The 14,514-nt window shown below is 51.2% G+C and carries 10 protein-coding genes; 7 read left to right on the forward strand and 3 right to left on the reverse strand.

Features of this window, described 5'->3' with window-relative positions:
• Window positions 1–225: 225 nt before the first annotated feature.
• Window positions 226–684: a DUF2489 domain-containing protein gene (locus CFK45_RS08075; protein WP_158224637.1), complete on the forward strand. Its 459-nt coding sequence runs from the start codon at window positions 226–228 to the stop codon at window positions 682–684.
• 62 nt (window positions 685–746) lie between these two features.
• Here the strand turns inward: CFK45_RS08075 and CFK45_RS08080 are convergent, their stop codons facing one another.
• Genes CFK45_RS08080 through CFK45_RS08090 form a run of 3 tightly spaced genes read right to left on the reverse strand, consistent with a single transcriptional unit; the run spans window position 747 to window position 6,902 of the window.
• Window positions 747–1,775 (reverse strand): quinone-dependent dihydroorotate dehydrogenase, encoded by a 1,029-nt coding sequence (locus tag CFK45_RS08080; protein WP_096085928.1) that lies wholly within the window; start codon window positions 1,773–1,775, stop codon window positions 747–749.
• Window positions 1,776–1,825: 50 nt separating this feature from the next.
• On the reverse strand, window positions 1,826–2,044 hold the full coding sequence (locus CFK45_RS08085; RefSeq protein ID WP_096085929.1) for a DUF2835 domain-containing protein: 219 nt from the start codon (window positions 2,042–2,044) through the stop codon (window positions 1,826–1,828).
• A 7-nt stretch (window positions 2,045–2,051) separates the two neighbouring features.
• Window positions 2,052–6,902, reverse strand: coding sequence for an NAD-glutamate dehydrogenase (locus tag CFK45_RS08090; protein ID WP_096085930.1), 4,851 nt, complete (start codon window positions 6,900–6,902; stop codon window positions 2,052–2,054).
• Between the two features lie 133 nt (window positions 6,903–7,035).
• On the opposite strand from CFK45_RS08090, the gene CFK45_RS08095 reads away from it, so the two are divergent.
• Genes CFK45_RS08095 through CFK45_RS08120 form a run of 6 tightly spaced genes read left to right on the forward strand, consistent with a single transcriptional unit; the run spans window position 7,036 to window position 14,454 of the window.
• Entirely contained in the window at window positions 7,036–7,998 is a 963-nt protein-coding gene (locus CFK45_RS08095) for an AAA family ATPase (RefSeq protein ID WP_096085931.1), read from the forward strand.
• A gap of 2 nt (window positions 7,999–8,000) precedes the next feature.
• Window positions 8,001–9,008 (forward strand): DUF58 domain-containing protein, encoded by a 1,008-nt coding sequence (locus tag CFK45_RS08100; protein WP_096085932.1) that lies wholly within the window; start codon window positions 8,001–8,003, stop codon window positions 9,006–9,008.
• Entirely contained in the window at window positions 9,005–9,634 is a 630-nt protein-coding gene (locus CFK45_RS08105) for a DUF4381 domain-containing protein (protein ID WP_096085933.1), read from the forward strand. Before CFK45_RS08100 ends, CFK45_RS08105 begins: the two co-directional genes overlap by 4 nt.
• Window positions 9,634–10,641, forward strand: a complete 1,008-nt coding sequence (locus CFK45_RS08110; protein ID WP_096085934.1) for a vWA domain-containing protein — start codon at window positions 9,634–9,636, stop codon at window positions 10,639–10,641. Before CFK45_RS08105 ends, CFK45_RS08110 begins: the two co-directional genes overlap by 1 nt.
• Window positions 10,641–12,743, forward strand: a complete 2,103-nt coding sequence (locus tag CFK45_RS08115) for a vWA domain-containing protein (protein WP_096085935.1) — start codon at window positions 10,641–10,643, stop codon at window positions 12,741–12,743. Before CFK45_RS08110 ends, CFK45_RS08115 begins: the two co-directional genes overlap by 1 nt.
• Window positions 12,744–12,750: 7 nt before the next feature.
• Window positions 12,751–14,454 carry a BatD family protein gene (locus tag CFK45_RS08120; protein ID WP_158224638.1) on the forward strand — a complete coding sequence of 568 codons (1,704 nt, stop codon included), beginning with the start codon at window positions 12,751–12,753 and terminating at the stop codon, window positions 14,452–14,454.
• Window positions 14,455–14,514: the final 60 nt, after the last annotated feature.

Here is a 14,514-nt window from a genome sequence, read left to right on the forward strand (position 1 = left end):
GCGTATAAGCACCGACATAGGCATTGTTACCGAAACAGGCATTGTTTGTACGCTGCTCTATATATGCCCCATTAATAACTGCGGCTCATTAACTACGCCTCACAAACTATGCGCCCTATACAATCTTAAGCTTGCTACATTGCCTTACTACATTTACAGCAAACAAAATAAGCCTGCATACTCCGCCACGTAACTAACTAAAACCCTCTTCAGCGTTTAATTATTGTGTTTTTATTTCTTGCCCTCGCCGCCGCCATTGTTGCCCTACTCGCCGCTTACGCGACATATTTGCACTATCGCCTCTACCGGCGACAACAACAGGTTGATAAATTTAATGCAGAGCAGCAGGCGCTGGCACAAAAGAATATTGCCCGCATTCACAGTGATGTGAATTTTTTACTGAGCGCCTATCTCGACAAGCAGATAGAGCTGGCCGAGCTCAGCTTGCGCATCAATCACCTGCTCGACTGCTTAAGCCTGGATTCGCGCGCGCGCGATGCCTATGCAATATTTGATGAGATTGCCGGGCAAATAAAACATATCCCGACTCACGAAGACTGGAAAAAACTTTCCAAACAAGAGCGCCGCAAACACGAAGCGAACTTTGCCAAGCTCGAGCAGCAGTATAGCGATGTCGCCCGCGAGGCGGCGAAGAAGCTGAGCCTGGCTAAAGCCATTCACTGAGCAAGGTGTTGGATTGGGCCTGATTCCTAGGCCTAACTCTAACTAGGAGCCAGCCCCAGGAATCAGGCAGCAGGATCAAAAGCCGCGTTGACATCTTTAATTAATGCCGGGCCGCGATAAATAAAGCCGCTATAAACTTGCAATAAATCAGCGCCCGCATCAATCTTGGCTTTGGCATCGTCAGCATTTTCAATGCCGCCGACACCGATAATCGGCATAGCTTCACCTAAGTACGAGCGCAATTTGGCGATCACTTCCGTGCTCATTTGCGTCAGTGGTTTGCCGCTTAAGCCACCGGCCTCATCAGCAAATTTATGTCCGGAGACGGCACTGCGCGACACCGTCGTATTGGTCGCAATCACCCCATCCATTTGATACTTCTGCAAGGTATCGGCAATAAACTTTAAACCTTCGTCATCGGTATCTGGTGCAAGTTTTACTGCAATCGGAACTTTTTTACTGTAATCATCGGCAAGCTGCTTGGCTTTGTCGGCAATACCTGCGATAAGGCGATCGAGCGCGTCACCAAACTGCAAGCCGCGAAGCCCCGGCGTGTTCGGACTGCTGATATTGATTGCGATGTAATCTGCGACGTCGTAAACCTTATCCATACAGGTTTGGTAATCGCTGAGCGCATCTTCATCGGCGGTCAGCTTGTTTTTACCGATATTAATGCCGAGCACGCCATCAAAACGGCGATGATTGCGCACCTGATTAACCAGGTAGTCGACACCTTTATTGTTAAAGCCCATGCGATTAATAATCGCCTGGTGCTCGGGCAGGCGAAACAGTCGCGGCTGCTCATTGCCAGCCTGCGCAACGGGCGTTACCGTGCCAATTTCAATAAAACCAAAACCCAAACCGCCCAGGGCATTAAAGTGATCGCCGTTTTTATCCATGCCCGCCGCCAAGCCGACCGGATTTGGAAACTGCAAACCCATAACGGTTTTTTTGTTGGCGCGAAAGCTGGGTTTTAATAAACCAATTAATTTGAGGCGCTCTGATGCGGACATCATGTCCAAAGACACCTCGTGGGCGGTTTCTGGATCAAGCAGGAACAACATACGACGCGCTACATCATAAAGACTCATAAGCTAAAACTCGGCTGAAAATTTGGCGCAAAGCATAGCTGATGCAAGGCTTAGAGTCGACGAATCTGGATCAACTTTGAGTTGTTATCAACCTGCAGCTCAAAACTGCCATCGATGCCCGAGTGGGTGACAAAGGGGCGCAACACTGACGCAGGAAACTGCAGCCGCCGACCACTGCGATCGAGCACCGATACTAGTTTGGCGCTACCTTCGTACATGCGCAGATACTGCTCGGCGCTAATATGCATATCGACAAAATAACATCTCATATCAGCGTTAGCGGTGCACGGTTACCTGAACCAAGTCGTTTAATTCGCGCAGCGCCACCGAAAACATGGCCGAATCAACCCGACTGCTCGCCTCAACCTTGCTAACCATGCTGCGCCACCTGCTTATCATGGCCTGATTGCTCTCAAGCCACGCACCCAGGCGCTCGCCAACGCTGCCCTCATAGCGCTCGGATAGCAGGCAGGTACTTAATTTGCGCAGCTGCGCCTCAAGATCGTCAATATAGGCCTCGCGTGCACTGGCCTGCCAAAAGTTATCAACCTTCATTTGTGCCAGCTGGTTGGCAAACCAGTCGAGCTTGAGCTCGTGCATCAATACGGTAAAACTTTCAACACAGCGCTCGATCGCCGCGCCACTGCAGTTCGATACCTCGACCACACCCAGGCCGCTAAACAAGTTATCTGGCATGACCATGCTGTCGATCCACTCGTCAGCGAGCCCCTGGGCCTTTAATTCGTCGCTGCGTTTTTGCCAAAGCTCAGCATAGCTTTGCGGCAACAAGCTGGCGACGCAATTTTGCGCCTGCTTAAGCTTGGCTTTAAAAGCACTGACTTCTTTTTCGACATCGAGCCCACCGCGGCGATTTTTCAAGAACCAGGAGCTGGCGCGGCGCACCCGGCGCATCAACGTCGCCAACAGTTCGTGTTGCAGCGAAGCCTCAACGCTGTAATCGAGCGAGGCAACATAGGCAAAAAAGTCCTCCATACAAAAAACTTCGCGAGCAATCACATAGGCGCGCACAACCTCTTCGGCCGAACTTCCAGATATTTCCGCCAGGCGATAAAACGCGGTGATGCCCAGGCGATTAATTAAATCGTTAGCCAGCTGCGTGGCAATTATTTGCGCTCGCAACTTGTGATGTTTTATTTGTTCCGCGTAATCATCGTGTAAGCGCTCGGGAAACAAATTAAACAGTGAACGCGCACAATATGCATCGTCGGCAATATCGGACTCAACCAGGGCCTCTTTTAGCTGCACCTTGGCATAAGAGATTAATACCGCAAGTTCCGGCCTGTACAATCCCTGTTCGGCGGCGCTGCGCTCGGCAAGCTGCTCATCACTGGGCAAGTACTCAAGCGAGCGATTTAACCTGCCCTGCTCTTCAAGGTGTTTGATAAAGCGTCGATATTCATTGCCTCGTATCACCGCATATTGTTCGGCAATGCTCAGCGCCAGGGTTTGTTTGTAGTTGTTGTTAAGTACCAGGCGACTGACATCGTCGGTCATCGCCTCGAGCAGTGCGTTGCGCTGCTTGACGGTTAGATCGCCGTTGGCCACCTGAGCGTCAATCAGAATTTTGATATTTACTTCGTGATCGGAGCAGTCAACGCCGGCGGCGTTATCTATAAAGTCGGTGTTGCAGGCGCCACCGTTAGCGGCAAATTCTATGCGCCCTAATTGTGTTAACCCGAGATTGCCGCCCTCGCCAAACACCTCGCAGCGCAATTCGCTGCCATTAACACGCACGGCGTCGTTGGTTTTATCGCCAACATCGGCGTGGGTCTCGGCCTCGCTTTTGACATAGGTGCCAATCCCACCGTTCCAAATCAGTTGAACTTGCGCCTTTAACAACGCGTGAATCAACTGCGTGGGCGTCAAGCGCGTTGCATTACACGCAATTAAATTTCGTATTTCCGGGCTGAGCTCAATAAATTTTTCACTGCGCCGCCAGACACCGCCGCCTTGAGAAATAAGTGTTTTATTGTAGGCATCCCAGCCCGAGGCGCTGGCTGCAAACAGCCGCTGGCGCTCAGCAAAAGACTGCTCGGCATCCGGCGCCGGGTCGATAAATATATGCAGATGATTAAAGGCCGCCAACAGGCGAATTTTGTTTGATAGCAGCATGCCGTTGCCAAACACATCGCCACCCATATCGCCAATACCAATCACACTGAATTCATCGCGCTGGGTGTGCAGACCCTTTTCCCGAAATAAACGTTGAACGGACACCCAGGCGCCGCGCGCAGTAATGCCCATGGCTTTGTGGTCATAGCCCTGACTGCCGCCGGACGCAAAGGCATCGCCGAGCCAGTGTTTTTTCTCGGCGGAAATTTCATTGGCGATATCACTGAAGCTTGCCGTGCCCTTGTCGGCTGCCACCACCAGATAGGCATCGTCGCCGTCGCGGCAGACAACCTGCTCGGGCCTGTGTATCTCGGTGTCGATTAGGCTGTCGGTTAAATCGAGCAAGGCGCGAATAAAAAGCTGGTAACAGGCGATGCCCTCTTTCATAAATGCAGCGCGGTCTTTTGTTTGCGCCAGCTGTTTGGCAACAAAACCGCCTTTGGCTCCACTTGGCACAATAACAGCGTTTTTAACCTGCTGCGCTTTGACAAGGCCCAGCACCTCGGTGCGATAATCCTCGTTGCGATCTGACCAGCGAAGCCCCCCGCGCGCTACTTTTGAGCTGCGCAGATGCACACCTTCCACCCGCGCCGAATAAACAAAAAACTCGTAAGCGGGCCTGGGCTCGGGTAAGTCACTGATCGTTTGCGGCTCAAACTTCAGCGCAATATAAGGCGCGTGGGCACCGCGGTTATCGCGCTGATAAAAGTTGGTTCGCAAAGTCGCCTGAGTAAACTCTAGATAACGCCTAAATACCTGCTCCTGACTCAACACCGAGACCTCGTCGAGGCCAAGCTCAATCGATTCGATCAAGCTTAGGGCTTGTTTGCTTAGCCCCTCGCCTGCGGATGCGGCTTGAGCCTGCGCGGGGTTAAAAATCAGCTCAAATAAATGAATCAACTCGCGGGTGAGCTTTGGGTAAGCAACCAGAGTGTCGGCGATATAATCCAAGCTCAACTTGAACAATGTTTGTTTCATGTAGTTTGCGTAAGCGCGCAGCAAATTTACTTGCCGCCAGTCGAGCTCTGCGGCAACAACCAGGCGGTTAAAACCATCGCTGTCGATCTGCTTTTGCCAGGCGAACTTAAAACACTGCTCAAATTTTTGTTTAATCGCTTTGACGTCCAGCTCAATATCAAGCGCTGGCACCAGGGTGAAATCGTGAATCCAATAACAGAGCTCAGCGCCTTTGTTAATTAAAAAAGGCTCTTCTCCAAGTACGCGAAGCCCCATTGTCTCAAGTATCGGAATAACATCGGATAGCTCCAGCATATCGCGCAGGTGAGCCACGCGAAATTTTAGATTTTTGTTATCAAAACCCTGAGACTGGGCAAGACTCATGGCTATTTCGCCCGGCGCTGTCAGCGTTTCAAAACTTATAATATCCTCAACCGCAACCCGCGCATCGTAGCTATCTTGATACGACTGGCTAAACGCATCGCCCCAGTCTTTATATAACTTCAGCGCTTTGGCCTCACCGAAGCGCTCATCGAGCGCGCGCCGAAAATGCTCCTGCCAGCCGTGGCACAGCTCGATAATTTGCTGTTCGAGCTCATCGACGCTGAAATCTTGGTAGTGCTTATCTTTTAAGCGAAAAACAATGTGCGCGCGCGCGTGCTTGGATTCAGAAAAAAAAGTTGTTGAATCAATATCAGCCGAACCGAGCCGCTCGCCAATTAAGTTTTGAATCTGAAGGCGCAAACGGGTTGTATATAATTCGCGCGGAACATAGACCAGGCAGGACACAAATTGACCAAAGGCATCGGCGCGTATTAACAAACGAATAATGTCGCGCTCGTTGAGCTCGGTAATTTTTTTAAGGCTTTGGTAGAGCTCTTCGGGTTTAGCCTGAAATAGCTCATCTTTCGGGTGAAGTTCAATACAGCGCTGCAGCCGCTTGCCATCGTGCGACTTTGGGTTTAAGCCGCTGCGCTTGAGTACATAGTCGACGCGCTGGCGCAAGATCGGAATTTGCTTCGGCGACAGCGACGACACCGCATAAGTATAAAACCCTAAAAAGCGGCGCTCACCACAAACACGCCCTTCGGCGTCGTACTTTTTAACAACAACATAATCCGGATAGACGTGACGGTGCACGGTCGCACGCGTGCGTGATTTGGAAAAACACAGAACCTCATCACCTTTATAAAAATCGCTGGCACCAAGCACAAACTGCATCGCCGGCGTGCACACTGAGTCACAATCAATCACTTTAAAGATACCGAGCCGGGCGGCGGCATCTTCCACCAGCACCCGCCCCTCAACTTGCCCCGGCGTATCCGGATCACCCTCAAAGCTCAAATCCCGATAGCCGAGAAAGGTAAAATGCGAATTTTTTAACCAGCGCAAAAACGCAATGCTTTCGTGCTCAAGCCCGTGCGCTTCCAATTCCTCAATACATTGATTTAGCTTGTCAACCATCGCCGGATAATCACCCACCACTGCCGCCACATCTGCCGCCGAGGCAAGTAGGCGCTGCTCTAGTTGCTTTAAATCCGCCGCATCGGCAATGGCACTGATTTCAAAATACGCAAGTGTTTCGGCGCGTTCGCTGGCGTCACTGTCAGCGTCCAGCAGTAAATCACCGCGCTTATTGCGCTGCAGGGTCACAATGCGACTGCTGGCAATGTGAATGCCGAGCTCGCACTGCTCAAAAACCATACGCAGCGAATCGACTAAAAACGGATAGTCATCGCTATTAAATAACACCACCGTGCGCGCACAGACCCAACCGTCATCCTGTAAATTCGGGTTATACACTTGGCAGCTTGGCAAACCGGGCTGCCGATCTGAAACAAAATGATATATATTCAGCAGCGCGTGACGCAGATCATTGAGCGGGCGACCGAGCCAATCGGCAAGTGGAAAATTCTCAAGCATTAGCGCAGCCCAGCTTAATTCGAGCGCCTGCTTGCGATTTTCGCCTGGGCTCAATTGGCCGAGCTCAGATAATAAAAGGCGCTTGTCGTCTAAATGTTTGTGCGCAAGTTCCACAATCGACTCCAGGTGTTTTACTTAAGTACTTGATATTCGTAAGATTTAACCCAATTAAAGCATAGCTCATTCAAGGAAACTTCCGTAGAGCCGCGCGGTCCAACCCCAACTCCAGATATAATGAAGGTAGAAAATGAGTCCCGAGCCCAGCTTAAGCACATTAAAAACCTGGCTTAGTGAGCAAATTATTGGTCAGCAAAGTCTTGTTGAGCGATTGCTGATCGCCATTATTGCAGATGGCCATTTACTTGTTGAAGGCGCGCCAGGCCTTGCCAAAACCCGGGCCATTAAATGTTTGGCCGACGGCATCGAAGGCGACTTCCACCGCGTGCAGTTTACCCCCGACCTGTTGCCTTCAGATATTACCGGCACCGACATCTACCGCCCGGAAACCGGCAGCTTTGAATTTCAACCAGGCCCTATTATGCACAACCTCGTGCTCGCCGATGAGATCAACCGAGCGCCGGCAAAAGTTCAGTCGGCGCTGCTTGAAGCAATGGCTGAGCGCCAGGTTAGCGTCGGCAAAAAAAGCTACAAGCTGCCCGAGCTGTTTTTGGTAATGGCCACCCAAAACCCGATCGAGCAAGAAGGCACCTACCCCCTGCCAGAGGCCCAACTCGATCGTTTCCTTATGCACGTCAACGTCGACTTCCCCGACTTTGAGTCCGAGCGCGAAATTTTGCGCCTAAGCCGCCAAGAGGCCGGCCAGAGTAGTGCAAATAGTGTCAGTGAGTTGAGTCAACAGGCCATTAAAACACTGCGCCAGCGCGCGCTCGACTTACATATGGCCGACGCCGTTGAAGAATATATCGTCAGGCTCACCGACGCTACGCGCAACGCCGAAAAGGTATCTGCTGAACTTGAAGCGGCACTTGAATTTGGTGTCAGCCCGCGCGCCACCATCGCGCTTGACCGCTGCGCCCGTGCCCACGCGCTGCTGAATGAGCAGGAATTTGTCAGCCCCGAAAACGTGCAGGCGGTTGTGCACGATGTATTTCGCCACCGCCTGATACTGAGCTTTGAAGCCGAGGCCCGCGGCGTCGATGCCGATGCGGTTATCGACCAACTTATTGAGCACGTGCCCTTAAGCTGTTAACTATGGATACGAACAGTCAGGCACTTCGCGGTATCGTCGCCAATGCGGCAGAGCTGATTGAATTAAAAGCTTTTGCTGGCGATTTTTTAAGCGGTAAAGCCCGCCCTCGCTCGCGCAATTTAGCCGGCGCACATGCCAGCCGGTCGCGCGGGCGCGGTATGAGCTTTGCCGAAGTTCGCCACTACCAGGCCGGAGACGATGTGCGCAACATCGATTGGCGTGTGACGGCAAGGACTCAGCGTACGCACACCAAACTGTTTGAGGAAGAAAAAGAGCGCCCGGTATTTGTGCTTGTCGACCAGCGCCAAAGCATGTTTTTTGGCAGCCGGGAACAGTTTAAATCCGTTTTTGCAGCCAAACTCGCTTGCCTCGCCGCTTGGGCAAGCCAGAATAAACACGACCGCATTGGTGCGCTGTTATTTAACGACCATCAACAAATTGATCTTCGCCCACGCCAGGGAAAAAACGCCTGCCTGCATTTAATTAATAAGCTGGTTCAGCTAAATCAACACCTGTTTGAGCAAAAAGACCAGGTGCGCTCCGACGCAGGCCTATCGCTGCAAACCATGCTCGAAGAAGTGCTGCGCATAAGCCGCCCGGGCTCGCTGATTTACGTAATCAGCGACTTCAATGATTTTAATCGAGAGTGTGAGCGCGCCTTGGCGCTGCTGTCGCGCCACAATGAACTGCGTTTTTTACACGTCAGCGATCAACTCGAGCGCGAGCTACCCAAGAGCAACAGCGCCGCATTGATTAGCGACGGGTTGCAGCGTTTGCGCCTGGATTGCTCGTCAAAGCGCTTGCGCAGCAGCTATCGCCAAAGCTGGCTGACACAATTAAAAGAGCTTGAAAATACCTGTATGCAATACCGCATTGACCTTCGTTTATTTTCCAGCGATCAGCGCCTTCAAGCTCAGCTGAGCCCCGCCCCCGGTCACACCGGCATCAAGCTTTCCGGGCTTGCTCACGGCAACAACAGCACAAACAAAGTCACGGCGGGGACACTATGATAGCGCTGCGTCATTTAATAGAAGTGATCGCGCAGGGCCTGGCGAAGATACATCAACCGAGCCTTGCAGCTGCGCAGCAACTACCAGCCGAACTGCAACAGCAGTTGTTAGCTCAACTAGAAGATATTCAACTACCTGAAAAAATCGGCTGGTGGCCGCCGAGCTGGCAGCAGCTAAGTTATTTAGCTGCTGCGCTTTGCGTGGTTGCACTCGTGCTTTTTTATTCTATTCGCCGGCAGCAAGCACTGCGTTATCAACGCCAGGCACTTGCAGAGCTTGCTGAGCTTAAGCAAAACCTGGATAAATTAAATTGCGAAACGGCGCTTCAGAACATTAATTCAATATTAAAGCGCTGCTGTCGCCACAGGGGCCAAAACCTGCGCTTAAGCTTATACGGTGAAGCTTGGTATCAAAGTTTGTGCGCAGATTTAAATCAAAGCCCAGCCGGCGACGATTGTCGTACATGGCAGGCACTGAGCTTAAACGGCACTGAAATGGCCAGTAACAACGCGGCGATCGTGCAATTTATATTGTTAGCCGAGCGCTGGCTCAAGCTCAAGCTTAAACATCAACACACAGCGCCACCAGGTGCGCTTCAACAGCAGCACATCGGAGGCACCCGCTGATGCAATTGCTCTGGCCCTGGTTTTTACTCGCCCTGCCGCTGCCGATATTCGCCTACCTGAAACTCAAAGCCTGTGACAGCGAAAACGCTTCACTGCGCGTGCCGTTTTTTAAACGCGCGCAAGCCGCGCAAGCTGACACGCAGCTTGCGCCGAATAATCGCAGCTTTTTTTCGACGCTTTGTTTAAGCCTGGCGTGGCTGTGTTTTGTGCTTGCACTTGCGCAGCCGGCGAAACTTGGTGAAGCCCTACAACTGCCCAGCAGTGGCCGCGATATGATGCTCGCTGTCGATATCAGCATGAGCATGCGCAAAGCCGACATGCGCATCCAGAATCGCAATGTTCAACGCATAAGTGTCGTTAAGTTTATACTCGAAGACTTTTTAACAAAACGCGACGGCGACCGTATCGGCCTTATTCTATTTGGCAGCGGCGCCTACTTACAGGCACCGCTGACCTTTGATTTAAAAACCGTCAACCAGCTACTACAAGAAGCCAGCCTCGGCATAGCCGGCCCCGAAACGGCGATTGGCGATGCGATTGGCCTTGCAGTTAAACAACTAAAAGAGCGCCCAGAAAGCCAGCGAGTGCTTATTTTGCTTACCGATGGGAGCAACACCGCAGGTTCAATTGATCCCGAACAGGCGGCAAGGCTCGCGGCGCAGGCAAAAGTCAAAGTTCACACCATCGGTGTTGTACCGCGAAGCTCACCTTATGCACTTAGAGAAAACAGAATCGATGAGCAGACCCTGCAGAATATCGCCGAACAAACCGGGGGGGGCTACTTCAGGGCGACCAACCCAAAAGAGTTGTTAGAGGTCTACGACGAGCTTAACAACATCGAAAAAATCGAGCTTGATGACAACCAGTACCGGCCACTGAACAATTATTTTTATTGGCCGCTGAGCTTGTCGCTGCTGTTATTGATGCTGCCTTCACTTAGCGCTTGGTTCGGGGGCGCAATAAATAAGGCGGGTACAAATATCAAGAAGCGCTCCGGGAACGCCTAATGGATACGATTGTCGCCTTTCATTTTTTACGGCCTGCTTTTTTATTGTTGTTGCTGCCGGTTGTGTTTATTGCCTGGCGCCAGCTAAAACGCCAGCGCGCCCAAGCCCTGTGGCAAAAACACTTTGCGCCCACTTTTTTAGACGTGCTAACAAGTGGCCAGAGCTCGCCAAAACACAAGTTTAGTCATGCACTGCTGCCAATACTGCTGGCTTTAATGGTTGTCGCCCTTGCCGGGCCGAGCTGGAATAAACAGCAAGTCAGCCTGCACAGCAATAAAGCGCCACTGGTGATTGTGCTTGATTTGTCACCGTCAATGTTGGTTGAAGACATCAAACCCTCTCGCATTCAAAGAGCGCGATTAAAAATACTCGACCTGCTGGCTGAACGCCCCGATGGCCTCACCGCCTTGATTGTCTACGGTGCAGACGCTCATGTGGTCACGCCACTTACCGATGATATTAAAACCATCAAATCAATGCTGCCGAGCTTGTCACCGACACTGATGCCGGCGGCGGGTTCAAATATAGAAGCGGCACTTGAGCAAGCCGAGCTACTGCTGCAAAACACGCAGAACAATAGCAGCGACGCTCAAGTGCTTATATTAAGCGACGGCATTGACGCAAGTGCCCTTGCGTCGTTAAAAAACATTAAAAAAACCAGCCTCAATGATTTTATTATTTGGAGTATCGGCACCGAAAACGGCGGCCCTATTCCCAATGGTCAAGGCAGTTTTGTGCGCAACAACGACGGCAGTATTGTTGTTGCCGGTCTCAATCACCAACAGTTTCAAGACGCCGCTGCAGCACTTGGCGCTATTTATGTACCTTTTAGCACAAGCAGCCTCGACATCAACACCCTAAAAAACCTGGTGCTTCACAGCAGCCACGATAGCGACGGCGAACATAAACGCGACGTTGATTTGTGGCAGGACAACGGCCCCTGGGTCTTGCTGCCGGCACTTTTGCTTTTTATTTTACTCTTTCGCCGCGGACAGCTATTGATCGCCCTGTTCACACTGCCGATGTTATTGATAACAAGCGCTGTAACCGCGCCAAACGCCACAGCTTCTAGCTTAGATAAATTTTGGTTCAGCAAAGATCAGCGCGCTGAACGCGCCTTTGATCAACAGGACTACGAAAAAGCGTCCGGGCTTTTTAACAACAAAGACTGGCAAGCGGCAGCCGAATATAAACAAGGCAACTACGAGGCAGCGGCAAACTACTGGCAACAACAAAGCGGCGCCGAAGCCCAGTACAATTTGGCCAACAGCCTCGCCCTTGCCGGCAAGATTGATGAGGCTATTGCAGCCTACGACAGGGCTTTAAACGAACAACCCGACTTTCAACAAGCACAACACAACAAGGCCCTACTTGAGCAACTAAAACAACAACAAGAACAGCAGCAACAGCAACAACAGCAATCCGATCAAGGCGGCGACTCGCAGCAGCCGCAAGATGGTAATCAACAACAGCAAAGCCAACAGGGCTCTGAGCAAAACAGCAATGACAACAATCAAGCTGGCCAGAACCAAAACGAACAGAATCAAAACGAGCAGCCTCAGCAGGCGGATCAGCAGCAGAAGCAACAAAACCCGCCTGAGCAGAATCAAGCCGGTGGCGACAATCAACAACAAGCTGACAACCAAGACAACGCCGAACAACAGCAAGCAGCTACTGATGCAGCTGACAAAAATACCGACTCCGATCAACAGGCAAACAACGCATCAACAGGTGACAAAGGCGAGCGACAGCCAGAAGATAACCAAGCGCTGAATGAGCATTATCAGCAAGATCAGGCCGAGCAAGATAAAGCCCAGCAGGCAAAAGCCGAAACAAATGAACAGCAAGCCTTAGAAAAACAAATACAGCAGCAACAAAAAGCCCAGCAAGATACCAACACGGCTGAGGCGAGCGCTCGGGCTGAGACGCAATACCTGCGCCCCAGTGAAGAACAGCAAGAACTTGAACAGTGGCTGCGCAAGGTTCCCGACGACCCGGGCACCTTATTGAGAAATAAATTCGAAGACCAATACCGTCAGAAAAACATGCAGCGCCGCGCCCAACCGCGCAGCGCCCCTGATGAAACCCAACAGCGTTGGTAACACCACCATGAGATGCATTAAACACCTTCTATTTTTTACTGTGCTGCTAAGTGCCGAGCTCAGCTGGGCAAACTTGAGCTCAAGCGTCAACCGCACTGAGCTTGCCCTCGGTGAAACCCTGCAACTTATTATTGTTTTTGAAGGCAATACCCAGGGGCAAACGCCAGACCTAAGCGCCCTTACCAACAGTTTTAAAGTGCTAAATGCCTATCCGTCGACCATGCGCCAGAGTATTAACGGTGTCAGCTCGCTCAAAACCCAATGGACACTCGAACTCGAACCATTAAAAAAAGGCAAATTACTTATCCCACCAATGAGTCTTGCCGGTTTTAATTCCGACGCCATTAGCATTGAGGTGCACGACGAGCATTCCGCGCCAGCGCATTTAGACAACCTAATGATCGAGACCATCGTCGATAAAAGTACTGCCTATGTGCAAGAGCAAATTAAGCTCAGTTATCGTTTGTATTATCGTGTCAGTGTTGACGATGTTGCGGTCGAGGAGCTTCAACTCAACGATGCCGTGCTTAAAAAGCTCGAATCAAAACGCTACCAGAGAAAGATCGACGGCCAGCAGTACCAAGTTGTCGAATTTAACTATGCTCTGCTACCCCAGCGCAGCGGCAGTTTAGTTATTCCAGCTTTAAACTGGCAGGTCGACGTACTACAAGGCCGTACACGCGCACTGTTTGGCGGTTTTAGTCGCAGCCAGCCTTACAAACTTCGCAGCGACGAAAAAGTACTTAGGGTTAAAAGTATTCCCGACGAATTTCCCAAAGACGCGCCGTGGGTTGTGGCAAACAACCTGATACTATCCGAGCGCTGGAGTAAGGACCCCGGTGCCCTTCGCGCGGGCGAGCCGATGACCCGCGAGGTCACCATTCAGGCAGAAGGCATTGAAGCTGCACAATTGCCTGCGGTCCTACACGAACAAAGTAGCGACAAATTTAAGATTTACATCGACAGCCCCAAGCTTGAAGACGGCGAAAACGCTCGGGGTTTGCTGGCAAAACGCACAGATAGCGCCGCCATTGTTTTAAGTTCAGCCACCGCTAGCTTAGCGGCCATACGCGTGCCGTGGTGGAACGCCCAGAGCGATCAACTAGAATGGGCACAACTTAAAAGTACCGAGCTGCGCCTGGCTCCAGGGCAACAAGCGCCAGCAACAAGCCCAGTGTCCGGCGCGCCGGAGTACAGCAACTCAGCCACCTCGGCAGCGACACCTACAGCCAACAGCGCACACTCTTCAAGCACTGCGCCCTCGCCTAGCTGGTGGTTAGTAAGCTCGCTTGCACTGAATATACTTATGCTCGGCGCGCTGATTTATTTGTTTTTTTCGCAGCGAAACCGCCGCGATGACGCTTTAAGCCCGACTGAAAAAAACAGCGCAACATCGAACACAAGGCCGGAGCAGTCGAAACAACTTAAATTTTGGGCAGAAAAAAACGACAGTGAAAATTTTTATAACGAGCTGCTTAAGTTCTCGAGCTCAAATTTTTCTTGCAGCCCGGCAGAGCTCGCCAATCGAAGCGAGGCAACCGATGAGCTTAAAACACAGTTAGCGTATTTAAATGCTGCGCTTTTTAGCAAAAACGCCACGGATAATAACAACCAAACAGCGCTCGACTTAAACGTGCTTTATCAGGCTTTATTACGCTACAAACAAGCAACAAAAAAACAACAAACGTCAAATTTGCAAGCGCTCTGGTAACATTTTTTAACATTTAGCACCGCTAGATATAAAGTTTGTGACAAACGTTTAAAACGTCAC

Origin of the sequence: Agaribacterium haliotis, from assembly GCF_002312815.1 — a bacterium.
Classification (GTDB): domain Bacteria; phylum Pseudomonadota; class Gammaproteobacteria; order Pseudomonadales; family Cellvibrionaceae; genus Agaribacterium; species Agaribacterium haliotis.